We start from the raw sequence: 26,861 nt of genomic DNA on the forward strand, positions 1-26,861 counted from the left end.
ACTCTCCCACAAGTAAAACCATGGATAGCAACTTAACGTTGCAACAATAAAAAGGATAGTAACCTAGAGTCGCATATAATGGAGTACACTAGATGAAATCACGTGAAAAAATAATATCTCCTAGTCATATCAGGCCGCCAGTGAGAATGTTGGCACTGGCCTTGTGCCTGAACCTAGCGATAACCCCCGTATACGCCGTATTACCAATGAAAACCATGGGCGTTCCCGATGTTAATGAACTCGGTCTGCTTGACGGTTCAGATCCTAGCTATAGCGTCGCAGATTGGGGGAACCCTATAACCAACTCAGGAAAAAAATTATTATTGCAACAAATGGGCAAGGCTGCATTTTATGATATGCAGGTCGGCGGGGATGGTATTACCTCCTGCGCCTCATGCCATTTCACCGCAGGGGCGGATAATCGTAATATCAACCAAATGAGTCCAGGTTTACGGCGTACAAACGGTGGCGGAGGAAACGATCCAGCCATCCTTTTCAATGAAGAATTCACCCATCAGTTAGTAGGTCCTAATGGCAAATTAACGCTAGCTGAATATGGTGGTGCAGGCAGTGAACAAGGTTTACTTGTGAGCGAAGCCGCCGTGATTGCTGCTGTGATTACTGGAGCACCATCCACAGATGACCCTCTGGATGGTGCTCCAGCTGCACTTCCTCCAGTCGACTCAGACATTGCTGGCGATGTTAATGACGTAGTATCCTCGCAGGGACCGAGAGCGATGAGTTTTGAGGGACTACATTGTAAAGATGGAGTAAACGGTCTCGGCAACGATATTGATTGTGATGCTCCTTTAGCAATGTCATTCCCAATAGCTAGCGCCGCTAACGGCACCAGCCCAGGTCGTCAGGATATGGGAGAACTGGACAGTGAAGATGAAGGATTTAATAAAAACTTTAGTGAACTACCAAATACAGTTCGGCACGTGGAACCACGTAATACCCAAACCGTCTATAATGCCATCTTTAATCAACGCAGCTTTTTTGATGGTAGGGCTGATATCTTCTTCAATGGTGTTAATACCTTAGGGTTTCGTGATCCGGATGCCATGGTCAGGGTATACATTGGCGGTGGTATCCCTGACAACGAAGCGAAGATAGGAAAAGAACGCATGAATGTGCCATTCTCTTCCCTCGCCTCTCAGGCTCTGGGACCTATCGGCAGTGTGATGGAAATGGTTGGTCATATTGATGATGGTAGCGGCCGGCCAAATCACTTTATGGGTAAAAAATTGGTCAATGCAACGCCGTTGTTCAATCAGCTGATTTCTTGTGATGATTCATTGTTAGGGGATCTGTTAGGTTGTACAAGCACTGATGATTTCAAACGAGGCCTTGCCGCACCTTACAATAATTATCGCGCTTTTGTCACCGAGATCTATGACAAGCGTTTCTGGGGGGATGGCAGTGGAAATGACATTTGCCTTGAAGCACCAGATTTCAATACAGTCGTATCACCGAGCGATTGCGGTATCGGCTCAGCAAACCGAACTCTGATGGAGCTTAATTTCCCTATGTTCTTTGCGCTGGCTGTACAGTCCTATGAAGCAACCCTGTTCACTGCCGGAAATTCCATTGTTGAACTACTCAACGGTGGTGTGATCACCCCTGAAGATGAAGCCTTGATTACCAATACATTAAGAAATAAAAGTGTCACTGTCGATCTAGGTCTTCCGTTCCCAGGTAATGGCAACCGCCCCGGTGGACTTGCAAATGTCGGTCTAAATCTAGAGGAGTGCATCGAACTAGTCGCATTAAATAATAGCGCCGCTCAGGAGGCTATCGCAACCCAATTGTGTACGCTAAAATTTGCTGAATTTATCGACCCGGGCGCAGTAGCAGGCTCAGAATCTGGCAATGGCCCTAATCAGCCGCTAGGCGGTGCTCTCGTCGCTGGCGATCTAATCGGTCAGTGTGCAGGTGACGATCCGACAACACCTCAGTGCCAGAAAGCAATTGCTAGCCTGCTTAATATTGATGAAGGTTTAGGGCGTTTTCAGGCTGGGGCGACAGCCTGCTCAGTATGTCACTTTGATCCAACCTTCACCGGCGCAACCGTAGCGGCGACCACTGGATTTGGTGCGCCACCACCAGAACCCTTTATCCCACCCGGTCAACTTGCCCGAGAAGAACCAGCAGCACTGACCGAACGTATGATAAAATTTGATGGTGGTATCGCCGTTTATGATGCCGGTTTTTATAATATCGCCGTGCGTCCGACAGCGGAAGACTTGGGCATTGGTGGCCGTGAAGGAGACGTACCGCTTGCCTTCACCAAATTAAAAACACTTATTAGCTTTGGCGTCGGAGACCAACCTTTCAATGCCGATAAGATAGCCGATATTGGCGTTAATTTGACCACAGGCGTCGCAGGCGCAGGTTCTTTACAACTACCAACGTCGATGCAAGTAAATGGGTTAGGCGTAACCAATCTAGCACCCGTTCCATTCCAGCTAACGCTAGCCTGCGGGCCCGGCTTAGTCGGTGTCGGTAACGGTAACGGAGAGCCTAACAACAACCCGAATGTAAATTGTGTTCCTGATATTGCTGCAGATGAGTTCCTATTACGTAATGGTGCAGTTAAAGCGCCAAGTCTACATAATGTTAAGCATACCGCACCGTACTTCCACAATGGTTCGAAAATGAGCTTAAAACAGGTGTTTGCGTTTTATAGGAATATAGGTTCACTAACTGAGACGACACAAGGGTTCCCGAATATGAACTTGGCAAATCTTGATGCCGGTTTAAGGGTGATAACCTTAAGTCCTGAAAGGGAAGCTGCAGTTATAGAAATGATGGAAACGGGTCTAACCGACTGGAATACAGCCTTTGAACGCGGTAAATATGACCATCCAGAACTGTGCGTACCGCTGGGCCATGACACTGATGGTAGTACCATACTTGTTGGTATTCCTGCCGTTGGGGAATTGGGTAATACCCTACCGCTGGCAACCTTCGAGGATATCTTGTCAGAAAGCCCTGGTCATGCACATGATCTCACCGAACCATGCTTAATACCGGGGGTCATGAATGGTATAGATATACCACCAGTTAAAATATAAGCAAGTAACTTGTAACAAGGAGTATCCTTTAGCCCCGCCATCTCATGGATTGCGGGGTTTTCATTATTCAGCGATCCCCGTCTTAAGCTAACTTTATTTACGCAGGCCTTTGCAGACTAAACGGCGCGGTAATGGACGCGTATTCCCCGCCACCTAATCGCGCTAGCGGTTTCACTTTATCGGCAGCAATTTTCATGCGGTCTTTATCATCTTTAACTACAACCGCATCACTAATGTAGAGTTGCTTAACTTCAACAAATATTAATGTTTGTGGTACATCACCCAACTCTTTAATTTCGTAAAGCTCACAACCATAAGCGATATCACATTGCGCTAATCGCGGTAATGGAAAATCTTCAAATGCAGCTGTGGTTAGCCCTGAATTGGCGAGCTCAGATTGGCCATGCGCTAATGTCGCGGCGGTCTGAGTCACTAGTTCTGCTTGATCTGCAGATGCAATGTGAATAACCATCTGCTTATTTTTAAGTATATTGGTTAATGTATCTTTGTTGTCACCATTAGGCTTTTTGCCAACAGAAATCATTAACAAGGCAGGATCACTAGACACCGCGGTGAAATAGGAAAATGGGGCTAGGTTATAGTTCTCATCACCCGAATCGGTGAGCGCCCAAGCGATAGGACGTGGAATGATGGTTTGTGTCATTAAGTGGTAACGTTGAATGGCGGAAAAATCAGAAAAGTTTAACTGCATGTCACTAACTCTTTGTTATAGCAAAGTAGCATCGTGACATATTAGGAACTTAATTGCTTATTTTTTTATCAACTCAAACTGTACACAGAGCGGTATACCCTGTTATTCCTCCAAGGTCACCGGAGTGATAAAGCCCGGCGGTTTGACCGCAAGTATTGAGCAGTCGATCCGGTTGAGGATCATTTCCGCCGTATTACCCATAAAAAATCCAGAAAGACCAGTACGAGCCACTGTCCCCATGACCACAATATCAGCCTCAATCTTATCCGCTAACGCGGGGATCTCTTTGTGTGCTAGGCCTTTGATCAGATGTGATTGCGGGTTGAGATATTCAAAAGAATTTTTTCCCAACTTACTCACTATCCCATCCATTACTTTGTTCAAACTCTGGCTGTGTTGTTGTTTTATCTTATCGGTATAAGCCACGATATCTTTCTCTGATATTGCGGCAAACCCACTGCGTAAGTCTCTTTCACCAGTAGCTTCCCATGCATGAGCAATATGCAGTTCAGCAAATTCAGACAGTGCTAACGAACTCGCCAAATCGATAACTTCATGGGTAAGTAAATTTCTTGTCTCTATCTCTTCTGCTGTGACATTATTATCAACATCCACAGCTGCGAGAATTCGGCGGTATGATTTGGGAGTATCCGACTTCACCAACCAGACTAGGCAGGGGCATTTGCGCATCAGGTTCATATCATTACTGCCGACCAAGTTCTGTAATCGACCGTTAATTTCGGCAGCCTTAATAACCAAGTCATGTTTATCACGTAATACTTCACGGATGACTTCTAAATACGGCGTACCGATAAGTATCTTGGCTTCGATGTCAAGATGGTTATGCCAAGGCGCTATCAAGGCTTTCAGTTCTTTTTGATGTTCCGTAACGATACTGGCCTGAATTTTTTCAAGTGACAGAATACTATTTGGTATTTTTATATTGGACGGTATCCTTTCAATCACTCTGACAACCGTCAGTCGAGCTTGGCTATTTTTTGCTAACACGACCGCACGTTCTAATGCAGCAGCACTGCTAGAATCAGACGTTACGACGCAAATGATTTTTTTAAATCGTTGCATATCATTACCCTATAATAACCCGTTCGCGCGAGTGTCGAACATGACTTCACTTGCAGGGGCGGTGTTAAATCCACCTTTTATCTAGTTGTAATTATGGACGATATTTAGGTTTTTTGCCGCCTTCCGCCAACAGAAAAACACCGATATGATAACCGAAAGGGTTATTTGTAACATTGAGCTACAACCTAGCTAATCGGCTCCGAGTTATTCATCTCGAGTTTAACCGTTTAGCGTTATCACTCTTTCTACATATTAAAAAACATACGATGCGCCAATAACACCAGACAACACATTATCACTTTTGATAATAGGGCTGTCTGCTAAATCATAATCTAATTTAGAATAACGAGCAGAAGCTATAAGCCTCACATTTTTAGATAAATACATATAAAAGCCAACACCAACGAATAACTGGCCACTCCAACCTGCATCAAACTCTGAAAAACCACTACGTTGAGCTTCTTCTGCCGATACGCCGTAGAGGTGATTGTTAAGTTTGTCATCATTGAATGCATAGCCAATTTGAGGCGTAAAACCCCAAGCCCCCATATGGAACGTCTCCTTAAAAGTCACTTCAGCATAGAGTCCGTTATGATTTAAAGCGATATCACTACCGACAGACGCTTCAAGAGTTCCGGTAGTAGTAATCACCTGGAACGTAACGCCACCAAGGGCACCAGCGCTTCGTTCATCCAATTCTCGTATACCCAGATTGTCTGAATCTTCAGGCTTTAAAGTTCGAGAGTCATATTCAGCACGAAAAATGATATTTAGCGGAGTACCTTGTGGTAAAAGAGCATAACCAGCCCCAGTGCCGCGGAAAAAAAGATGTTTACCTTCATAGCCTACCATGGGAAAAGGGACGACATTTGAATCGAGCCCTTTGTAAACCGCAGGAGAATATGAGGTTATAAAACCTAAGGCAAGTTGATCCGCATTAACCGGTGTAGACAAAAATGCCATAGCTAATAATATTAATTTCTTCAATTTTCATGCTCTATCGTTGATAAGAAATCGCATACTAACAGCTAACTTTAAAAAATAAAGTTGTTTGTATCCATTAAAAGCAACCGATAAAAACCAATAAAAAACAGTATTAAAACTGAGTTTTTATTATATTATTCAATATTATAATTTAAGTGTGCTTGTTTGTATCCGCGATGTTAATTATCGTCTAGTAATACCTAAACTCTTCTTCCTCGTACGGTGGCAGATAGCTTATAAACTTATCGCCCGAGAAAGTCCGGCATGCAACATCAGCCAACACAGTGTCATTTTTAACAACGTATACACCCGCAGTTTCAATAAACTCTCGGCTGCCATCTTTGCGCCATTCACCGCTTACACCACTGGAATAGACGATGTACTTATACTTACCGTTGGTAAATTTCAAATGACCCGTCCCACCACCACTGTAACTCGAGGTGCTAAAATGAACGGCGGACTCCATTTCTAACGCTATATTTTCTGGTGTACCAAATCGATAGATAACACTACGATCGTTCCCTGAGCACACGGATAGACTTTTTGTTCCAACTCCACAAGAAAATGCCATTTTCTCATGCGGATGGCAAAGGCTCTCAGCGAGAGAGACAGGACTGTTCGTCAAGTACAATGCACACAAGATAAATTTCTTAAGCATGAGGGAGAATTCACCATATCAGAATTAACATAAACGAGTAAAATGGGGTTAACTTATAAAACGTCATAACAACCAGCTTTCAGCGCCAAGCATTAAAACATACCACACTCGCTTTGAATGTAAGAGTATGTAAGATGCGTTAACAATAACTAAAAAAGCCTTTAATACTGAAATACTAAAGGCTTTATAACTCGTCATCACTGATTAAATCACGGGTGTTCGATCAATAACACACGGCATTCATATGGTTGTAGTTTAACTAAATGTGTCACCTCATCGGTTAATAATTCCGGGTAATTACCCAGAATGTAGGTTCCTTTTCCAACAGCCAAATCCGCAGGTAATACATATTCTGCAGGCTCTGCGTAATAGTTATTGAGGCAGATAAGCGTTTGCTTGTCACTGCGGCGTCGATAACAAAATAGTTGAGAATGTGCTGGTGCTAAATCGGTGTAATCTCCGGTCGTGATCACCTCAATCTCTTTACGCAGCGCAATTAAACGCTGGTAATAATAAAACACTGAATTTTCATCTTTAAGCGCTTGCTCTACGTTCACGTCTTGGTAATTTTCAGCGACCTCCAACCATGGGTTACCTTTGGTAAAACCAGCATGCTGTTCACTATTCCATTGGATCGGCGTTCGCGAGTTATCTCGTGATTTTTGAGCTAGTATTGCCAACGCCTCGGCTTTATTTTTACCTTGCTGGTTCAGCATAATGTCGTACATATTAGTACTTTCAAGGTCACGATATTGTTCAATCGACGTATAACCGGGATTGGTCATGCCAATCTCTTCACCTTGATAAACATAAGGCGTACCCTGCATCATGTGCAGAGATGTAGCCAACATTTTAGCGGATTCAACTCGATACACCTGATCATTACCTAATCGAGTAACGATACGCGGCTGATCATGGTTACACCAGAACAGAGCAGACCAACCTTGAGCAAACATACCCTGTTGCCAATGATTAAAAATCGATTTCAACTGTAAAAAATCAAAAGGCGTTTCAGTCCATTTTTCACCGTTTTCATAATCGACTTTTAAATGATGGAAATTAAACACCATAGATAACTCTTTGCCATCGAGTGATGAATACTGCTGGCATTGCTCAAGTGAGGTTGAAGACATTTCTCCAACCGTTACCGAGCCATATTGATTAAATACCGCATCACTGATCTCTTGCAAAAACTCATGCACACGAGGTCCGTCGGTATAAAAACGGCGGCCGTCACCTTGATAGTCATTTTGGTAGTCCTGGTGTTTTGAGATTAAATTAATCACATCAAGACGGAAACCATCAACTCCTTTTTCAGCCCAGAAGCTAATAATGTCTTTTACTTCGTCACGAACTTTAGGATTTTCCCAATTCAGATCCGCTTGCTCTTTCGCAAAAAGATGCAGGTAATATTGATTCGTTTTTTCATCCAGCGCCCAAGCATTACCACCAAACTTTGACTCCCAGTTAGTCGGCGCTTGATCATTAATCGGATCTTTCCAAATATAATAATCGCGATATTCACTGTCTTTATTACCCAACGCCGATTTGAACCACTGATGCTCCGTGGAAGTATGATTAACCACGATATCAAGGATAATGCGGAGCCCTTTTTGATGAGCCAGTTCGAGCAGCAGATCAAAATCTGCCATACAGCCAAAATCAGGATTGATATTGTAATAATCTGAAATATCATAACCATTATCAATCATTGGTGATTCATAAATAGGCGTAAGCCAAATAGCATCAACACCCAAAGTTTTAAGATAATCAAGTTTAGAAATAATACCTTTGATATCTCCAACCCCTTTGCTTCCGCTGTCGAAAAAACTTTTAGGGTATATTTGATAAATGGTCGCAGTGCGCCACCAGTCTTTGTGTATTTGATTCATATTTTAACTCTTGGGTTTGCCTTAGGGGGTTAAAACATTGAGCAAGCAGCGCTGCCCAACTGTAGTATTATTGACGGTTATAGATTAGTTAGCGATAGCCTCTTCTTTAACTAATCCTTCACTGTCAATCTCGCCTTTTTTCTCAGCTCGTTTGTAAAGCATTACTGTTAATGCAATTGGCACAACGATAGCAACTACCATCGCTAGCGCGTAAACAGACCAAAATTCTGGCTTGATTGATAAGATGCCAGGTAAACCACCTACACCGATACCATTTGACATAACGCCAGCCACACCACAAATACCAGCAGCGGCAGAAGCACCGATCATTGCGCATAACATTGGGAATTTATACTTCAAGTTAATGCCGTACATAGCAGGTTCAGTAACACCTAAGTATGCAGAGATTGCAGCAGGCACTGAGATTTCACGCTCGTTATTTTTCTTACTAATCCAGATGATACCTGTAACCGCAGCAGCCTGTGCGATGTTAGATAAAGCAATGATTGGCCAGATTGGCGTCCCGCCCATATCTTGCATTAACTGTAAATCGACCGCATTAGTCGTGTGGTGAATACCGGTAATAACCAATGGGGCATAAAAGAAACCAAAGATCATCGAACCTAAAATGGCAAAATCACCCGTCATTGCAACTTTGGCGGCATAACCAACAGCATTGCCAATGTCACGTCCAATTGGACCGATAATCGAATGCGCTAAAACAACGGCAACAAGCAATGATACAAAAGGTACAATCACTAAATATAAGTACGCAGGAACAATTTTCTTAAGATTTGTTTCAATCATCGCCAATACCACACCAGCTAAAATTGCTGGGATCACTTGCGCTTGATAGCCGACTTTTTCCATCACGAAAAAACCAAAATCCCAAACATCAGGAACTTGTGAGCCGATGCCATATGCATTCATCAATTGTGGCGAAACTAAGGTAATACCTAATACAATACCGAGAACGGGTGTGCCCCCGAGTTTCTTCACCGTAGCCCAACAAACTGCAACGGGTAGGAAGTGGAAAATCGCTTCACCCAGTAACCAAAGAAATGAGTGAACGGTAGCCCAGAACTGGCTAATCTCAACCAAGGTTTTACCATCGAACATGCGGATGTCACCGATCACGTTGCGGAAACCAAGAATTAAACCACCGGTAATAATTGCTGGTAAAAGAGGGACAAAAATTTCTGCCATATGAGAGATCCCTCGCTCGAGCAGATTCATATTTTGTCGTGCAGCCACTTTTGTCGCTTCTTTATCAGCGCCTTTAGCACCGGTTATCTTCGTTAATACTTTATAAACTTCATCAACTTCAATGCCAATAACGACCTGAAACTGCCCCGCATTAGTAAAGCAGCCTTTTACCATTGGAATTTTTTCAATGTCTTTAATATTTGCTAATTCAGGATCTACTAAGGCGAAACGTAAGCGTGTTAAACAGTGACTGACACTTGCTATATTGTCTTGTCCTCCGATAAAGTCTATCAAGCGCTCAACTTGTTTCTGATCAATTTTACTCATTTCACTATCCCTTTTGTTGTTAGAGTTAATTAAATGGGACCGCTCCCAATGACGAGAAGCATAACGCAACCGTAGTTCAGCGTAAACGGGAGCGCTCCCATTTTGAGGTGGGAATCACAAAATATCTTCAGGGGACGTTAATGTGCTATGAACGTTTCCTGGGTTAAGTGAGTAACTTCACGCTGCCCTTGAAGCTGTTTTATCAGCAAGTTAGCAGAGGTCTTACCCGCCGAATAATAGCCGGGATCGATACTGAATGTATTAGGAAAAACAAATACTAACAGTTCTGTCGCGCCTACCCCAGAAACCAATATATCATTGCGTTCCAGTACCTGCAGACGTTTAGCCACGCCCATTGCCAAAGTATCACTAGCACAAACAATCGCTTGGGTTTCTGGCGTCAGTACCAGATCTGTCAGCTCATAAGCGCTTTTATAACTAAGCTGCCCAGTTTGAAAATTAGGTTTTATATTCGCTGATTTACAATAATCCAAATAAGCATTAAGACGCATTAACCCCGTCGTTTTATCCTTAACATCAACACCAATATAGCTAATATGCTGTTTTCCTTGCTCTTGAATGTGAGCCATTGCCTTTTCAATAATGCCATAATTATCATAACCAACAGATGAAACACTTTCACTATCAACCGCAATAACAACCGCTCTATGTGCTAACTTTTCAACTGCAGATAAATCATATCCAGTAAAACCAAATAAGATCACACCATCTACATCTCTTTTCTTCAAAACAGCTAAATGTTCATTGGTTTTTTCGACGTCAAACTGGCCTTCCATAATCAAAGCATCATAACCAGCAGCGTAAATAACGTCTAAAATACCGCTCACAACTTTGTTCTCTGATGCTGAGTCTAGTCGAGATAAAATAATACCGATAACCTTGGCACTCCCTCCTCCCAGAATCTGAGCCGATTTGGACGGTACAAACCCAGACTCTTGAATAACCCGCTCAACTTTTTCTCTGGTACTGTCCTTTACTTTAGGATCATTCGTTAATACACGGGAAACTGTCGATTTTCCAACCCCGGCTAACTTTGCAATATCAAGAATGGTGAGTTTTTTTGCTATCAATTTATTCGGCCTAGCTAATGAATACTCCTTTATTATCGCTATTCGTGGCCGGATTTCAATCATTTTCACTACTACTATTTAGGACAAGTCACACAAATAAAAAAAGCCCTTTCACTTTGCAATGATTAAGGGCTTTTATTGACCGAAAGATTAGTTAATAGACGCTAACTCTTGGCGTAAATAAACACTTGCACCTAATAATCCGGGGTTATCATGCGTGATTAAAAACGTTGGAATTGCTGCAAGATAATCCTTAAAACGCCCTTTATCTTCAAAGCAACGTCTGAACTCACTCGCTTGGAAGAAATCAACAAAGCGTGGCACGATACCACCAGCGATATAAACACCACCTGTACAAGCTAGATTTAACGCAAGGTTACCTGCAAAACCTCCCATTACTTGGCAGAATACCGCTAGGCTCTTGCGCGCGATATCACAACTGCCATCTAATGCAGCTTTAGTGACATCTTTAGGTTGATCAAATTTAGCCTCCTGCTCAGATAAAGTACACAGACTTTTGTATAGATTAACTAAACCTTGCCCGGACAAAATACGCTCTGCAGAAACGTGGCCAAACTGTGCTTGTAACAAGCATAAAATATCAGCCTGCTCTGGTGTATTAGGTGTGAAACTGACATGCCCACCTTCGCCATCTAAACTTATCCACTTACCCGCCGCTTTAACAATGTGTGACACGCCAAGTCCCGTACCAGGACCAAAAACTGCGGTTACCCCATCCGTTTGACATTCACCAGCACCAATTTGTATTTTCTCTTCCGCAGAAAGAAACGGCACTGCTAATGAAATTGCAGTGTAGTCATTAATGATATGTAACGATGCTAATTTTAATTTATCTTGAAGCGCTTGTTTAGAGAACGCCCAGTTTAAATTGGTCATCACAACATGATCATTTTCAACAGGACAAGCAATACCAACACAAAGGTGTGTTATTTCACCCGACAATGCAGCAAAGTATTGAGCAAGTGCAGCCTCTAGGGTTACGAATTCTGCACAAGCAAATTCCTTTAATTCACTCAATGCCCCAGTTTCAAGGTCACAAACAGCAAATCGGATATTTGTACCACCAACATCAGCAACAACAGATAACATTTTCTCTCCTTAAATAATTTACAGTCATACCAAATGCATTAAATATGTGAACTTGGTTCAGGCCAATACTACTCATGCGTTAGCCAATACAACAACAATGGGAGCGCTCCCTAAAAAATAACTATAACATAAGTCTTTATAGTTATCTTGATCACAATATTCATGTTTATGACTTTCATCCGATTAATTATCACTGCACCATACACGAATTGGGAGCGGTCCCAAAGCTCATTCTAATTTTAATAATAAAGAGCTTAAATAATTTAAACGTTAACACAACAAGGATGACACAATGAAACTACTACCTCTTGCCAGCGCCATTTTGGGTGCACTATTATCATCAAATGCAATAGCAGAAGATTCGCCCGTCGAATTTTACGGTTACATGCGTGGCGGTGTTGGTTTAAGCACTGAAAGCGGTGCTAACAATAAATGGGAAGTCAACAAAGTCGGTCGTTTAGGTAATGAAAATGACCTGTACGGTGAGTTCGGCCTTAAGAAAGAAGTTTACGCTGAAGATGACGTCTCATTTGTTGTTGATTCAATGCTGGCTTACTGGGAAGGACAGGACGAAAACTCGACTGACAGAAACGTAGATGTGGTGCAGTTGAATGTGCAAGCAAATGGCCTATTTGCTGATAAAGATATTACACTTTGGGCTGGTGATCGTTATTACCAACGTCATGACGTGCATATTGTTGATAACTATTATTGGGATGTAAGTGGTATCGGTGGCGGTATTGAGCACATCAATCTAGGTCCAGGTAAATTATCATTTGCCTTAATTCAAGATACTGTTGCCAATGACATTGAGGATGGTAAAGAAACCACAGCCGTCATCGTCGATGTCCGTTATGCAGGTATTCCGCTATGGAACAAGGCTGATTTAGAAGTTGGTGTTGACTACCACTATGGCCATGAGAGAGCAGAGCAATCACTTGACGCTGATGATAGCGTAATGCTGACGGCAAGCCTGACGCAAAATTTAAATACTGGCTTCAATAAAACCATCCTGCAAGTAGCCAATTCCGGTTATGCAGAGCAGATGACTACGTTCGGTCATGGTAACGGCTTAGTGCGTGACGCGGCGAATAACGATGCAGAAGGCTTCCGAGTTATTAACTGGGGTGTACTCTCTGTCGGTGATAACATCGAATTTGGTCACTCAATTCGTTACGCTGCAGCGACTAACGTTGACGGTACCGACACAGATGATTCGACATTAAGCGTCGTCATTCGTCCAATGTACAAATGGAATGATCTGATGCGTACTATCGTAGAGGTCGGTGGTTTTACAGAAACAATCAATGATATTGATAGTGCCGGTAGTAAATTTACCATTGCGCAAGCATGGGCACCAAGATCCGGTTTCTGGTCACGCCCTGAAATCCGCGTTTTCGCTACCTACCTAAACGACGCCAAAAATGACAATGCCTTCGCACTACACGAAAATAGCGAACTAAGTGTTGGCATGCAAGCTGAAGCATGGTGGTAAAATTAAATTAGGCTAACTTAGCATACCCCCCTCCCCCAGTGGCGCGAGGGGTTTAGCTTTCTTATCCAGATAATGTAACATTTCTCGATCTCTGCAGTGCTTTTACCACTCTTTTTTACCACTCTTTTTTACCACTCTTTTTTATCACTATTTTTTACCGCTATTTTTTACCGCTATTTTTTTCCTTAAGTTTTCCTTAAGTTTTCCTTAAGTTTCCCTTGTTAAAGTGAATACAGAACCAACAAACAAGGTAAAGCTTATGGCTTATGAACAATCGACAAACAATTACACGCTTGCAGTAATTGATGCTAATCACCCTTTAAGAGCGCATGTTGAACACTATATTTATTCGCGATACAGCCTCGCGTTCAATGCGCATATCCATGAATTTATGCCCATGTTTGTGGCTATTTTAGATGAAAACAACACGATCCTTTCGGCCTGTGGTTATCGTGAGGCAGATAGCGCCCCGCTGTTCTTGGAGCAATATCTTCACGCGCCTGCCGACCAATTAATGGCTGATACGTTTGAGCAACCGATTTCAAGAAACAAGCTGATTGAATTTGGTCAGCTTGCTTCATTTTCCAAAGGCATGTCACCTCTGCACTTTATGTTAATGGCTGAGCACCTTGTTAACGAAGGTTATGAGTGGTGCATATTTACAGCCACAGATCCGCTTCACGCCATGATGACTCGCTTAAGATTGCAGCCCGTCATATTAACACCTGCCAACGCCAACTGTGTGCAAGATGGTGAAGAGGTTTGGGGGAATTATTATCACCATAATCCGAAAGTATCTGCTGGTAATTTAAAGCAAGGTTTAGCGCAATTAACGTCGCTGCTTACATCACGTAAACGTGCATACTCTCAATCACAATCGCAAAAGGTCTGCTCATGAGCGCTCTATTAACGTGCATCTATAATTACGGATTAACCCAGCCTGATGCAATTGCCTTGACGGGATACAGAGCATCAAGCTCAGCTGTGGTTGAAATGACTTACGCCCAATTGTGGCTAGAAATTGAAGAGACAAAAACATCACTGCTGGATATAAATCCACGCTGCATTGCGCTTCGAGCGCCCAACAGCATTGATTGGGCAATTCTAGATTTAGCCGCCCTAGCAGCCAACATTCCTATCGTGCCTATGCCGATGTTCTTCACCCCACAACAAGTCGAACATACGCTTAATGAAAGTGGCGCAGATCTCTGCATTGGTGATTGGGCTGATAATATAGAGCGCTCAGAATTAACGCTACTGGGCATGGCTGTTTATACAAAAAGCAAAGCACTGACTGCGCCAGAGTTCCCAAAAAAGTGCGTAAAAATCACCTTTACCTCGGGTTCTACCGGCAACCCGAAAGGTGTCTGTCTTAGCGCCTTACACTTAGAAACAGTCACTCAAAGCTTACTCGATACACTCAGCGAAGGCGAGATACCAAGCTCGCATTTGGTATTACTGCCACTGACAACATTACTCGAGAACATCACAGGTATTTACGTGCCATTAATGCTTGGGGTCCGCACCATCATTTTACCTGGGGAGCAAGTCGGTCTTATTGGTTCGAGTCAATTTGCAGCCCCCGCTTTTATGCAGGCATTACTGACCTTTACCCCACAAAGCTTAGTACTCACACCAGCATTACTTGGCGCCTTAATTCAAACCGTACAAGCACAACCGGAAATAGCTAAACGCTTAGTTTTCGTTGCTGTTGGCGGCGCGCGGGTGCCAAGTTCAATCATGGCACTCGCCCATCAACTGAACATTCCAGCTTATGAAGGCTATGGACTATCAGAGTGCGGTTCTGTTGTCAGTCTAAATCACCCTTCTGCTTTTCAATTTGGCAGTTGTGGGCAGGTGTTACCACATTGCCAAGTAGAAATTGCCCACGATGGTGAAGTGCTAATCTTTGGCTCTTCGATGTTGGGTTATTTAGGTGATAGCACACCTCCGCAATACATAGAAACCGGTGATATTGGCTACCTAGACGACGATGGCTTTTTACATATTACCGGGAGACATAAAAACCTGGTGATCACCCCGTTTGGTCGTAACATTTCGCCAGAATGGATTGAATCAGAAGCGCAAGCCTACCCTGCAATTCGCAACATGCTAGTAATGAGTGATCAAGATGACCAATTGCTTGCCATCATTGCCGCGAGTGCAGCTATTACAGAAACACCAGCCAAGGTGCGCGATGCTATAAAGCAATTAAACCAAACATTGCCAGACTATGCCGCAGTGTCTCAGTGGATATTGGTTGATTCATTTACGCAATACCCGCACTTATTTACCGCCAATGGTCGCCCAAAACGGGACGAATTTCAGGCGCTATTTGGTAAACCATTTAATAAACAAGTTAGCACACTCGACTTATCGTCTTCAGACTCTAATAAGGTAAATAACATGACATCAACACCACTATTTTTTGAGCAACTAAAACAAGCAACCCAACAACAGCAAGAGCTGATGTATCAAGCGCCTATTTTTACAGCTTGCCAACAAGGCGACATCAGCTTAGCCAATTACACCGCTTTTCTTACTCAAGCGTTTCATCACGTAAAACATACAGTGCCACTATTAATGGCTTGTGGTTCACGCTTGCCAGAAAAATATGAATGGTTACAAAGTGGTATTAGTGAATACATCGAAGAAGAAAAGGGACACCATGAATGGATCTTAAATGACATTCGCGCGTGTGGAGCCAACGCCGACGATGTTCGCCGTGATCAGCATCAAGGTAAAGCATGCCGCGCGATTGAGCTGATGGTAGCGTATTTGTATCACCAAATAGATCGTAAAAATCCATTGGCTTTCTTTGGCATGGTCTGGGTATTGGAAGGTACTAGCGTCACTGTCGGCGGCTCTATCGCCGCATTAGTACAAAGCAAACTTGAATTACCTGATGCCGCAATGAGCTACTTAACCTCTCACAGCACATTAGATCAAGAACACATCCAAACCTTTGAAAAATTGATGAACAACATCACCGACCCCGACGATCAACAAGCCATTATTGCTGGTGCCAACATGGTTTTCTCTTTGTATGGCGATATGCTCAACAGTTTATCTGCGACGCATTAAAGTTAATCCGTTTATCGCTTAAGGAAATAACATGAATTTACAACATAAACGCTTTATCTTAACTGGCGCAACAGGTGGCATTGGCCGCTGTATAGCCTCAAACCTAGCAAAACAGGGATGCTCTATCATCCTAGTCGGAAGAGATTTACTTAAGTTAGAGGTATTAAAACAGTCTCTGGCGATGCCAGAAACACACAGCATATTAATTGCCGATCTCAGTAATACACTGGGTATTCAAGCGCTAGGCAAGCAGTGTGCCGCCATGGTCGATGACCACATGCTTATTGATGGTGTGATTAATAATGCTGGTATCAATACCTTTGATTCATTAGATAGCCGCGATGATGATGCCATTGAAGCAGAATTATACCTCAACTTATTAGCCCCTATGTTACTGACTAAAAGTGCCCTATCTTGGTCAAAAAAACCGCATATCATCCTTAATATTGGTTCCACTTTTGGCTCTATTGGTTACCCAGGTTACAGCACTTACTGCGCGGCTAAAGCTGGCCTACACCGCTTTAGTGAAGCAATGCAACGCGAGCTACAAGGTAGTGCGACGAAAATACTTTATCTCGCGCCGCGCGCCACCACCACAGAACTAAACAGTGCCAATGTCACGGCTTTAAATCATCAGCTTGGCAATGCGATGGACTCACCCGAAGTAGTGGCCCTCAACGTCATCAAGGTGTTAGAAAAAGAACACACCACCACTTGGATTGGTTGGCCAGAAAAATTGTTTGTGAAAATTAACCAACTGTTTCCATCTTTGGTTTCTTCTTCTATTCGTAAGCAACACGCGGTCATCGTCGAGTTTATGAAAAAACCCATTTAATGCTAAAAAGGCAGGTACACACTATGAATACATCACTCATGCAATATATAAAAAACAGTTCGCTACCAGTAACGTTGGCCGCAACAGGGTTATTATTTTTTACCGCCCCAAGCTTTGCCAATGACATTGATCCGCCAAACACCTTACTGAATGTTCAGCATCAATGGGCACAATGCCAATATCAGTCTGAAAATGAGGATATAAAAGAGTCTTGTCTAGAGGCCTTAGTCGACAGCACGCAGACCTTATCCACCAACTCACCACAAAATACGGAGCTAAAAGTATGGCTTGCCATCAATAAAAGTACTTTAGCAGGTGCAAAAGGCGGTCTAGGTGCGCTATCTTTAGTGAAAGAATCCAAAGTGTTACTTGAACAGGCGATAAAAGAAAACCCAACGGTGCTCGATGGTTCCGCTTACACCAGTTTAGGCTCGCTCTATTATCAAGTTCCGGGATGGCCACTTGGATTCGGCGATGATGACACGGCAGAGAAATGGTTAAAACAAGCGTTATCGATAAACCCGGATGGCATCGACCCAAATTATTTTTATGCCGACTTTTTATTACAAGATGGCAGAACAGCAGAAGCGCGCCGCTATTTTATACACGCGAAGCAGGCCGCACCTAGACCTGACAGACCTTTAGCAGATAAAGGTCGCCAACTAGAAATAGCTCAAAAAATGAAGGAATTATAATAATGCGGATTTTATTGGTCGAAGACGACATTCTATTAGGGGAATCGATGATGGTTTCCCTCGGTCGTCATGGTTTTACTGTCGACTGGCTGCAATTAGGTAACTTAGTTGAAGCCAGTTTAAAAACCGAAGATTTTATGGCGATAATTTTAGACCTTACTCTGCCAGATATTGATGGTTTAAAGGTACTAAAGAAAATACGCCAAGCCGGCCATAAGATCCCGATTATCATTCTAACCGCCCGCGATGACATTGAAGACCGTGTCAAAGGCTTGGATGACGGCGCAGACGATTACTTATTAAAACCCTTTGCATTGCAAGAGTTGTTAGCCCGACTTCGGGTCATGATCCGCCGTATATCCGGTAATACCGAATCTGAAATTGAATGCAAAGGCTTGCGTCTTTCATTGCAAAATAATGAAGTACATTATCAAGATAAACCCATTAAATTAACCAAAGTTGAGTTTAAACTACTCGCGACCTTAGTGGCAAAGTCAGGTCGGGTATTAAGTAAAGATCAGTTACAACAAGCCCTTCATGGCTGGGATGAAGCGGCAAGTGATAATGCCATTGAAGTGCATATTCATAATTTAAGAAAGAAAATAGACAGTAAACTGATCAAGAACATTCGTGGTGTGGGGTATATCATTGAAAAAGACTAATACAGCCATTTTTTCCATTCGTAAGCGCTTAATTGTATCGACTGTCTTAGCCACTGTGATCCTTATATTGTTGTCTTGGGTGATGATCTACAATGAAACTAAGCATGAAATTGATGAAGTATATGATGCCAGACTCGGTCAATCTGCAAAAATTATTGCTTTAAGTATACCGAGCTTATTTACTCAAGATCATAGCGACTCTATCGCGCACTATAAAATATGGTTTAACAAAATATTACAGGCCTCCGACGGCGATAATGACGACCCTACTCAGTATGGCCATCCTTATGAGCAAAACATCATTTTCCAATTTTATGCTAATAATGAAATGCTATTCAATTCACCTAGCTCTCCAACAACACTGCTTGGCAAAGCAGGCGAAGATGGCTTTGGTACCAGTATTGAAAATAACGATGAATGGCGTTACTTCCAACTCACAATTCCGTTTAAAACAAACGACAAAGCCATCTTTATCGTCGCCGAAAAACGCGTCATTAGAGATGAAATCGTCAATGAAATAGCCGTTTCAACAGGCATTCCTCAACTTATATTAATTCCTGTTCTCATTATTATTTTCATCTTTTTAATCAATACTTTTTTACGCCCAATCGATGAACTGCGCTTAGCCATATCGCAACGTGGCATTGATTGCTTAGATGAAATAAAAGTGCCGACTGCCACTACCGAACTAATGCCATTAATCAGCCAATTAAACTATCTTTTTAGTGAGTTAAACAATGCATGGCAACGGGAAAAACGCTTAACCCGCACCGCAGCGCATGAATTAAAAACCCCGTTAGCCATTCTAAAATTAAATGCCGAAAACGCCTTACATAGCGAAAATGAAGCACAATTAAAAAATGACCTGAACAACATATTATTTGGTATTGATCGACTGGATCGGCTAATACAACAATTGCTGATGTTATCGCGTATTGAAGCACAGTCACTTAATAACGTTAAATTTCAAAAAATGGATATGGTGAAGTGCTTACAAGAAACCATCGCGGCGCTTGTGCCTTTGGCATTAAAGCAACAACAAGACATCTCGCTTGATGCCCCCAAGCATTGCGATGTGCAAGGCAACCCGATATTACTGTCGATCTTATTCAGTAATTTAATTGATAATGCCATCCGTTATTCAGGCGTTAATTCGAAGATTGAAGTGCAATTAGTTACGCCAACAGCAGCCTCAAATGACATTACTATCCTCATTACTGATAATGGCAAAGCCATCCCAGCAGCAATATCAGCTAAAATATTTGAAAGTTTTTTTCGAGCTCACACAGAGAAAGGCGATGGTGCGGGGTTAGGTATGTCGATTGCCAGTGATATCGCTAAGTTACATCAGGGGTCATTAACCTTGCTGGATAATCCAAGCTCAAAAGGCAATACGTTTGAAGTGATGTTGAGGTTATCGTAGATATTAGTGAGGCGCTAGCAAAGTAGCACCCAACAGGAATACATAGCAACGGGTGATATTGGCTATCTAGGCACTGATGGACTTTCACATATTACGGTCGAAATATAGATCTCGTGATCACCTATTTGGTCGCAACATCTCACCATCATCTTCTCACACTTAAAATACTGACATAAAAAAGACGAATCATGAATGATTCGCCTTGTTAATATTCAAATGCGCGTTAAGGCAAGTAGCTTTTCCCCATCAAGTAAGAATCCACCTCACGGGCAGCGCGGCGACCTTCATCAATAGCCCAAACAATCAGGCTTTGTCCACGACGTCCGTCTCCTGCGGCGAATACGCCCGGCTTGCTCGTCGCAAACTTATCATATTCAGCCTTAATGTTAGAACGTCCATCTTTTTCAAGATCAAACTGCTCAATCAAGCCACCTTCTGGCCCCATGAAACCCATTGCTAACAAGACCATATCGGCAGGAAGTACTTTCTCACTACCAGGGATCTTATTCGGCACCATTGCGCCATCAGGCTGACGTTGCCACTCAACATTAACCGTATGCACGGCTTTAACATTGCCGTTATCATCACCTTCAATTTTAGTGGTCATCACTAAGTATTGGCGTGGATCCTGTCCTTGCACGGCAATCGATTCTTCTTGACCGTAATCAACTAGAAGTTGTTTCGGCCACTGTGGCCAAGGATTATTGTCCTGTCGTGATGCCGGCGGTTGCGGCATGATCTCTAACTGGGCAACACTTTCACACTGATGGCGTAACGATGTGCCTACACAGTCAGTACCGGTATCACCACCACCGATAATAACCACATTTTTACCTTTAGCATTAATGTAGTTGCCATCTGCGTGATCACTGTCTAACAAGCTCTTGGTATTCGCTTTTAGAAAGTCCATGGCAAAGTGGATACCATTAAGTTCACGACCTTCTTCAACCATCAGGTCGCGAGGGACCGTAGCACCGACGCACAGCACCACCGCATCAAAATCCTGTTCAAGCTGCTTTGCAGAAATATCTTTACCCACTTCAGTATTGGTTACAAACACAATACCTTCTTCAGCAAGTAGATCCACACGACGCTGAACGATCTCCTTTTGCAGTTTCATATTAGGAATACCGTACATCAACAAACCACCGATACGGTCGGCGCGTTCATAGACAGTCACCCTATGGCCTGCGGAGTTAAGCTGCGCAGCCGCAGCCATGCCTGCAGGGCCAGAACCGATAACCGCAACCGTTTTACCCGTGCGCTTGCTTGGAATGTTAGCGACAACCCAGCCCTCTTTGAAGGCTTTTTCGATAATCGCGTACTCGTGAAGTTTAATTGTGACGGGTTCAGCATTGATCCCCAGTACACAAGCCCCTTCACAAGGAGCCGGACAAACACGACCTGTAAACTCCGGAAAGTTATTGGTTTTATGCAGCAACTGTACCGCTTCTTTCCAACGGCCGTGATAGATCAGATCATTCCACTCCGGAATGATATTATTGACCGGGCAGCCAGCAACCGCCGGGGCGTATTGTGATACAGCCGATTGACAAAACGGCACACCACAATCCATGCAGCGTGATGCCTGTTTTTCGATATCTGCAGTTTCCATATGATGATGGACTTCTTGCCAGTCAATCAAACGCGTCTTCGGATCGCGATCTTCTGGTAAGGCTCTTGCTACTTTCATAAATCCGGTTGGATTTCCCATAATATTGTCTCCTATTCAGCTCAGGCGCTTTGAGCTGCCAGATTTGCAAGATGCATGTCGAATGCTTCGACTGCCACATCATATTCAGTTTCAAATTTACCCGTGCTACGTGCTTGGTCCATATACTGTTGCATTTTTTTGAAATCAACAGGCATGACTTTTACAAAACGTTTAACGGCACTGTCCCAGTCGGCGAGCAAGTCTTCTGCCACATCCGATTGAGTATTGTCTTTGTGCTCGGTAATGAGGGCTTTTAGTTCAGCAATATCATTAACGTTTTCAAGCATTTCAAGCTGCACCATTTCCATGTTGCATTTGCTGGCTAAATCATTGTTGTCATCTAGAACATAAGCAATACCACCTGACATACCCGCAGCGAAATTACGCCCGGTCTGACCAAGAATAACAGCCTTACCACCCGTCATATATTCACAACCGTGATCGCCCACACCTTCAACAACCGTCGTAGCACCTGAGTTACGGACGCAGAAACGTTCACCGGCAATACCGCGAATAAAGGCTTTACCTGAAGTGGCACCAAACAAGGCAACGTTACCAATGACGATATTTTTACTGGCTTCAAAAGTGGCCACTTTAGGTGGGTAAACAACCAAATTGGCACCGGATAATCCCTTACCAAAATAGTCATTCGCATCACCCTCAAGCTCAAAGCGAAGGCCCTTAGCTGAGAAGCAACCAAAACTCTGACCTGCCGAACCGTTAAACTTAACCTTGATGGTATTTTCCGGCAGACCGTCAGCTTCATATTTCTTCGAGATCTCGTTAGACAGCATGGCGCCAATAGTACGATCGGTATTCACTACATCGTACTCAAGATTAACTGGCGTTTGACTTTCCAGTGCATCCTTGGCGTCTTCCATCATGCGACGGTCAATAATATCGTCGATCAGGTGTTTTTGTTCTTTAGAGCAGTACAGGGTTTCGTCAGCCGCACATTTCTCTTTGTACAGCAACGGCGAGAGATCAACACCCTTGTATTTCCAATGGTCGACATCAGTGCGCGTTCTCAAGTACTGGGTTTGTCCAACCATTTCGTTAATGGTTTTAAAGCCCAGTTCGGCCATGATCTCGCGTAAGCCTTCTGCCATCATGGTAAAGAAGTTAACCAAAATATCAGCCTGGCCACTAAAACGACCGCGCAACTCTCGGTCTTGTGTCGCGATACCGACAGGGCAGGTATTTAAGTGGCATTTACGCATCATGATACAGCCTTCAACCACTAACGCAGTTGTCGCCATACCGTATTCTTCCGCACCCAACAAGGTCGCTATCGCCAGATCGCGTGGTGTTTTCAACTGCCCATCGGTTTGCACCGTAATACGGCTACGTAAATGATTACGCACCAGTGTTTGATGGGTTTCAGCGAGGCCAAGTTCCCAAGGCAGACCCGCATGCTTGATCGAGCTCAGAGGTGAAGCACCGGTACCGCCATCATGGCCAGCAATCAGAACTACATCGGCATAACCTTTACACACACCCGATGCGATAGTACCAACACCCGCTTCAGATACCAGTTTCACATTTACCCGCGCTTCACGGTTAGCGTTTTTAAGGTCAAATATGAGCTGTGACAAATCTTCGATAGAATAGATGTCATGATGCGGCGGCGGTGAAATTAGTCCTACACCAGGCGTAGAGCCACGTGTACGACCAATCCAGGCATCAACCTTATGCCCAGGTAATTGGCCACCCTCGCCCGGCTTGGCACCTTGCGCCATTTTAATTTGTAATTCGTCTGCATTAGTCAAGTAATGACTGGTTACCCCAAAACGGCCAGAAGCAACCTGCTTGATCCGCGACTTCATCGAATCGCCATTTTCCATCGGCTTAAAGCGAATCGGATCTTCACCGCCCTCACCACTGTTACTTCTACCGCCAATACGATTCATGGCAATGGCGAGCGTAGTGTGCGCTTCCCAAGAAATAGAACCAAAGGACATAGCACCGGAAGCAAAACGTTTGAAAATATTTTCGATCGGCTCCACTTCATCTAATGGGATAGATTTATGGTCCGCACTAAATTCGAGCAAACCACGTAAAGTAAATGCATCTTTACTCTGTGTATCAACGACTTTTGCATATTCTTTAAACTGTTCAGTATTGTTACTCGCTGTAGAATGCTGCAGCAAGCGAATAGTAGTTGGGTTAAACAGGTGTTTTTCCCCATCATGACGCCAAGCGTATTCGCCACCAGTCTTCAACAGATCATCAGCGGCAATACGATCTTCAGGTAAAAAACCGTCACGGTGGCGCATTAACGCCTCTGTCGCGATTTGATCTAGGCCAATACCTTCGATGCGGCTTACCGTACCGGTGAAGTAATTATCAATAACATCACTGTTAATACCCAGCGCTTCAAATATCTGAGCACCCTGGTAAGACTGTAATGTTGAAATCCCCATTTTCGAGAAGATCTTCAACAAACCACTACCAACGGCTTTGATATACTTAGCAACAACGACGTCATTACTGAATTTAGGATTAATAACGCCGTCATCACGCAAGCTATACAAACTTTCAAGCGCCAAATAAGGGTTAACCGCTGCTGCGCCAAAACCTAACACAGTAGCAAAGTGATGCGTTTCACGAATATCGGCAACTTCGAGGATAAGATCGGCTTTGGCACGTAAACCTTCGCGGATCAAATAATGATGGATCGCAGCAGTCGCCAGTACCGACGGTATCGCCGCATGATCGGTGTCGATATTACGGTCACTCAATAGCAACAACGCATAACCATTGTTAACCGCATCTTTGGCATACAAACAGATACGATCAAGTGCAGCCTTCAGTGCCCCTTCTTTGCCTGTCGCTCTAAAGGTAATATCAATGGTTTTAGACTGCAGATGATTATGGTCAATTTGCTGCAGTTTTTTAAATTCTTCATTGGTCAGCACTGGCTGGTCAATTTCAATCTTGTGACAATGCGCAGGCGTCTCTGTCAATAAGTTGTGCGAGTTGCCGACATAACCACGCAAAGACATCACCAACTCTTCTCGGATCGGATCTATCGGCGGATTAGTAACCTGAGCAAACAACTGTTTAAAATAGTGAGATAGTTGCTGCGGGCGATCGGAAAGTACCGCTAACGGTGTATCTGTACCCATAGCACCAAGCGGCTCTTTGCTGCTGTCGACCATTTGCGCCAAAATCAGGTTAAGATCTTCACTGCTGTAGCCAAACGCTTTTTGAATTTTTCTCAGGTTTGGCAACTCAGCTTGAGTGACAGATGCTGCTGGCGTTGGCAGTTCGTTCAACAGTATTTTGTTTTCGCTCAGCCATCGTTCATACGGTTGTGCAGAGCAAATACCATTTTTAACCTCATCATCACTGATAATGCGGCCTTGTTCCAAATCGGCAATAAATATCTTGCCCGGTTGCAAGCGACCTTTTTCTACGACAGTCGATTGATCGATACAGATGGTGCCCGTTTCAGAGCCCATGATCAACGTGCCATCATTGGTGAGCAAGTAACGCGAAGGACGTAAGCCATTACGGTCGAGTGTGGCGCCAATCATTTTGCCATCGGTGAACGAAATAGAAGCTGGGCCATCCCATGGTTCCATGATGCAAGCGTAATACTCATAAAAAGCGCGCTTAACCGGATCCATGTCTTCCTGAGATTGCCATGCTTCCGGCACCATCATCATCATGACCTGAGCCAGTGGACGTCCGCTGAGCACAAGCAGCTCAATCGCCATATCAAGGTTTGCAGAATCTGAATTACCACGGTTACATACCGGGTTGATCATTTTCAGTTCGGCGTCACTGAAGTTTATCGATTTAAACATCGCTTCGCGCGCGTTCATCCAATTGACATTGCCCTGAACGGTATTAATTTCACCATTGTGAGATAAATAGCGGAACGGTTGTGCTCGACGCCATGCCGGGAATGTATTGGTTGAAAAGCGGGAGTGGAACATGGCGAGGCCAGTCGTCACGCGTTCATTTTGCAAATCGAGGTAGTATTGTTTCACCTGCGCGGTGGTGAATTGCCCTTTATACACTATGGTACGGGAGGACATAGAAGCGATATAAAACTCATCGGTTTCTTTAGCGATGGTTCTGTTAAGCTTGTGTGACGTGTATTTACGTAACACAAATAACTTACGTTCAAAAACCTGCTGGGTAAGATCATTCGGTTTTTGGATAAATACCTGTTCAATCTGAGGCTCAGAGTCAAACGAGGCTACCCCCAACATCGAATTATCCGTTGGTACCGAACGATAAGCCAGTATGCTTAAACCAAGTTCTTCAATAGCAGCATTAAAAACCTCACGGCTTTTCTCCGCTTGCTCGGGATCGTTAGGGAAGAAGATCATCCCAACGCCATATTCGCCTTCAGGAGGTAACTGGAAGCCAAGTTCACTGGCTTCTGCTTTGAAAAAATCATGCGGAATCTGGATCAATATTCCTGCACCATCACCACTTTTAACATCAAAGCCAGTACCGCCTCGGTGTTCCATGCATTCCAGCATAGTAAGTGCGTTCTGAATAATATCGTGCGACTTTTTACCTTTTAGATTGGTAACAAAGCCGATACCACAGCTATCGTGTTCAAACTCTGAACGATAGAGACCGTGATGCTTAGTATTTCTGCTCATCATATATAAACTTCCCTTTAAATTCTTACCCAAAATTATAAGCAGGGTATTTTTTCGAACAATCACCCGGTTATTAAGTCGTCTGTCATTCTTGTAAAGCCTGTGGTTAAAAACCTTGGCTTCATCCTTTTATCACTTATTTTGTGATTTGTTGTATTAGATAAGATAGCGCTCTGTAAAGAATCTGT

Annotated in this window: 18 protein-coding genes; 8 read left to right on the forward strand and 10 right to left on the reverse strand. The window is 43.5% G+C overall.

Translation table 11 applies throughout. The features are described from left to right. Positions 1–92: 92 nt before the first annotated feature. Entirely contained in the window at positions 93–3,077 is a 2,985-nt protein-coding gene (locus CXF93_RS22080; RefSeq protein WP_198551618.1) for a cytochrome c peroxidase, read from the forward strand. 97 nt (positions 3,078–3,174) lie between these two features. Here the strand turns inward: CXF93_RS22080 and CXF93_RS07145 are convergent, their stop codons facing one another. The 8 genes from CXF93_RS07145 to CXF93_RS07180 all read right to left on the reverse strand — a co-directional run bounded on the left by CXF93_RS07145 (position 3,175) and on the right by CXF93_RS07180 (position 12,140). Beyond that, complete coding sequence (locus tag CXF93_RS07145; RefSeq protein WP_101061743.1) at positions 3,175–3,789, reverse strand: flavin reductase family protein; 615 nt, start codon at positions 3,787–3,789, stop codon at positions 3,175–3,177. A gap of 102 nt (positions 3,790–3,891) precedes the next feature. Beyond that, positions 3,892–4,872 carry a universal stress protein gene (locus CXF93_RS07150; RefSeq protein ID WP_101061744.1) on the reverse strand — a complete coding sequence of 327 codons (981 nt, stop codon included), beginning with the start codon at positions 4,870–4,872 and terminating at the stop codon, positions 3,892–3,894. A 252-nt stretch (positions 4,873–5,124) separates the two neighbouring features. Beyond that, positions 5,125–5,859 (reverse strand): MipA/OmpV family protein, encoded by a 735-nt coding sequence (locus CXF93_RS07155; RefSeq protein WP_232784132.1) that lies wholly within the window; start codon positions 5,857–5,859, stop codon positions 5,125–5,127. Between the two features lie 187 nt (positions 5,860–6,046). Continuing rightward, complete coding sequence (locus CXF93_RS07160) at positions 6,047–6,388, reverse strand: hypothetical protein (RefSeq protein ID WP_232784133.1); 342 nt, start codon at positions 6,386–6,388, stop codon at positions 6,047–6,049. A gap of 335 nt (positions 6,389–6,723) precedes the next feature. Next, positions 6,724–8,406 (reverse strand): alpha,alpha-phosphotrehalase, encoded by a 1,683-nt coding sequence (gene treC, locus CXF93_RS07165; protein ID WP_101061746.1) that lies wholly within the window; start codon positions 8,404–8,406, stop codon positions 6,724–6,726. Between the two features lie 84 nt (positions 8,407–8,490). Next, positions 8,491–9,939: a PTS trehalose transporter subunit IIBC gene (gene treB, locus CXF93_RS07170; protein ID WP_101061747.1), complete on the reverse strand. Its 1,449-nt coding sequence runs from the start codon at positions 9,937–9,939 to the stop codon at positions 8,491–8,493. Positions 9,940–10,076: 137 nt separating this feature from the next. After that, positions 10,077–11,093, reverse strand: a complete 1,017-nt coding sequence (gene treR / locus CXF93_RS07175; protein ID WP_232784134.1) for a trehalose operon repressor TreR — start codon at positions 11,091–11,093, stop codon at positions 10,077–10,079. A gap of 87 nt (positions 11,094–11,180) precedes the next feature. Then, entirely contained in the window at positions 11,181–12,140 is a 960-nt protein-coding gene (locus CXF93_RS07180) for a glucokinase (RefSeq protein ID WP_101061748.1), read from the reverse strand. A 292-nt stretch (positions 12,141–12,432) separates the two neighbouring features. On the opposite strand from CXF93_RS07180, the gene lamB reads away from it, so the two are divergent. The 7 genes from lamB to CXF93_RS07215 all read left to right on the forward strand — a co-directional run bounded on the left by lamB (position 12,433) and on the right by CXF93_RS07215 (position 20,334). Then, the gene (gene lamB, locus CXF93_RS07185) at positions 12,433–13,635 is read left to right on the forward strand and encodes a maltoporin LamB (protein ID WP_101061749.1); all 1,203 of its coding nucleotides are present in this window, start codon (positions 12,433–12,435) and stop codon (positions 13,633–13,635) included. A gap of 259 nt (positions 13,636–13,894) precedes the next feature. Then, positions 13,895–14,533 carry a thermostable hemolysin gene (locus CXF93_RS07190; RefSeq protein ID WP_101061750.1) on the forward strand — a complete coding sequence of 213 codons (639 nt, stop codon included), beginning with the start codon at positions 13,895–13,897 and terminating at the stop codon, positions 14,531–14,533. After that, positions 14,530–16,719 carry an AMP-binding protein gene (locus tag CXF93_RS22465; RefSeq protein WP_101061751.1) on the forward strand — a complete coding sequence of 730 codons (2,190 nt, stop codon included), beginning with the start codon at positions 14,530–14,532 and terminating at the stop codon, positions 16,717–16,719. Before CXF93_RS07190 ends, CXF93_RS22465 begins: the two co-directional genes overlap by 4 nt. Positions 16,720–16,750: 31 nt before the next feature. Then, positions 16,751–17,554, forward strand: coding sequence for an SDR family oxidoreductase (locus tag CXF93_RS07200; RefSeq protein ID WP_101061752.1), 804 nt, complete (start codon positions 16,751–16,753; stop codon positions 17,552–17,554). 23 nt (positions 17,555–17,577) lie between these two features. After that, positions 17,578–18,249: a tetratricopeptide repeat protein gene (locus CXF93_RS07205; protein ID WP_101061753.1), complete on the forward strand. Its 672-nt coding sequence runs from the start codon at positions 17,578–17,580 to the stop codon at positions 18,247–18,249. Between the two features lie 2 nt (positions 18,250–18,251). Then, on the forward strand, positions 18,252–18,911 hold the full coding sequence (locus CXF93_RS07210) for a response regulator (RefSeq protein ID WP_101061754.1): 660 nt from the start codon (positions 18,252–18,254) through the stop codon (positions 18,909–18,911). Further along, complete coding sequence (locus CXF93_RS07215; RefSeq protein WP_101061755.1) at positions 18,898–20,334, forward strand: ATP-binding protein; 1,437 nt, start codon at positions 18,898–18,900, stop codon at positions 20,332–20,334. Before CXF93_RS07210 ends, CXF93_RS07215 begins: the two co-directional genes overlap by 14 nt. 223 nt (positions 20,335–20,557) lie before the next feature. On the opposite strand, the gene CXF93_RS07220 is transcribed toward CXF93_RS07215, so the two are convergent. Both CXF93_RS07220 and gltB read right to left on the reverse strand, forming a co-directional pair. Further along, on the reverse strand, positions 20,558–22,048 hold the full coding sequence (locus CXF93_RS07220) for a glutamate synthase subunit beta (RefSeq protein WP_101061756.1): 1,491 nt from the start codon (positions 22,046–22,048) through the stop codon (positions 20,558–20,560). Between the two features lie 20 nt (positions 22,049–22,068). Further along, the gene (gltB, locus tag CXF93_RS07225; protein ID WP_101061757.1) at positions 22,069–26,676 is read right to left on the reverse strand and encodes a glutamate synthase large subunit; all 4,608 of its coding nucleotides are present in this window, start codon (positions 26,674–26,676) and stop codon (positions 22,069–22,071) included. Between the last annotated feature and the right edge of the window lie 185 nt (positions 26,677–26,861).

Origin of the sequence: Moritella sp. Urea-trap-13 (genome assembly GCF_002836355.1) — a bacterium.
Classification (GTDB): domain Bacteria; phylum Pseudomonadota; class Gammaproteobacteria; order Enterobacterales; family Moritellaceae; genus Moritella.

Coding starts and splice junctions, on each gene's coding strand:
- CXF93_RS07220 (WP_101061756.1), bottom strand. CDS start 22,048: ATGGGAAATCCAACCGGATTTATGAAAGTAGCAAGAGCCTTACCAGAA.
- lamB (WP_101061749.1), top strand. CDS start 12,433: ATGAAACTACTACCTCTTGCCAGCGCCATTTTGGGTGCACTATTATCA.
- CXF93_RS07210 (WP_101061754.1), top strand. CDS start 18,252: ATGCGGATTTTATTGGTCGAAGACGACATTCTATTAGGGGAATCGATG.
- treR (WP_232784134.1), bottom strand. CDS start 11,093: ATGATTGAAATCCGGCCACGAATAGCGATAATAAAGGAGTATTCATTA.
- CXF93_RS07200 (WP_101061752.1), top strand. CDS start 16,751: ATGAATTTACAACATAAACGCTTTATCTTAACTGGCGCAACAGGTGGC.
- CXF93_RS07180 (WP_101061748.1), bottom strand. CDS start 12,140: ATGTTATCTGTTGTTGCTGATGTTGGTGGTACAAATATCCGATTTGCT.
- CXF93_RS07205 (WP_101061753.1), top strand. CDS start 17,578: ATGAATACATCACTCATGCAATATATAAAAAACAGTTCGCTACCAGTA.
- CXF93_RS07145 (WP_101061743.1), bottom strand. CDS start 3,789: ATGCAGTTAAACTTTTCTGATTTTTCCGCCATTCAACGTTACCACTTA.
- treC (WP_101061746.1), bottom strand. CDS start 8,406: ATGAATCAAATACACAAAGACTGGTGGCGCACTGCGACCATTTATCAA.
- CXF93_RS22465 (WP_101061751.1), top strand. CDS start 14,530: ATGAGCGCTCTATTAACGTGCATCTATAATTACGGATTAACCCAGCCT.
- CXF93_RS07150 (WP_101061744.1), bottom strand. CDS start 4,872: ATGCAACGATTTAAAAAAATCATTTGCGTCGTAACGTCTGATTCTAGC.
- CXF93_RS22080 (WP_198551618.1), top strand. CDS start 93: ATGAAATCACGTGAAAAAATAATATCTCCTAGTCATATCAGGCCGCCA.
- CXF93_RS07190 (WP_101061750.1), top strand. CDS start 13,895: ATGGCTTATGAACAATCGACAAACAATTACACGCTTGCAGTAATTGAT.
- treB (WP_101061747.1), bottom strand. CDS start 9,939: ATGAGTAAAATTGATCAGAAACAAGTTGAGCGCTTGATAGACTTTATC.
- gltB (WP_101061757.1), bottom strand. CDS start 26,676: ATGATGAGCAGAAATACTAAGCATCACGGTCTCTATCGTTCAGAGTTT.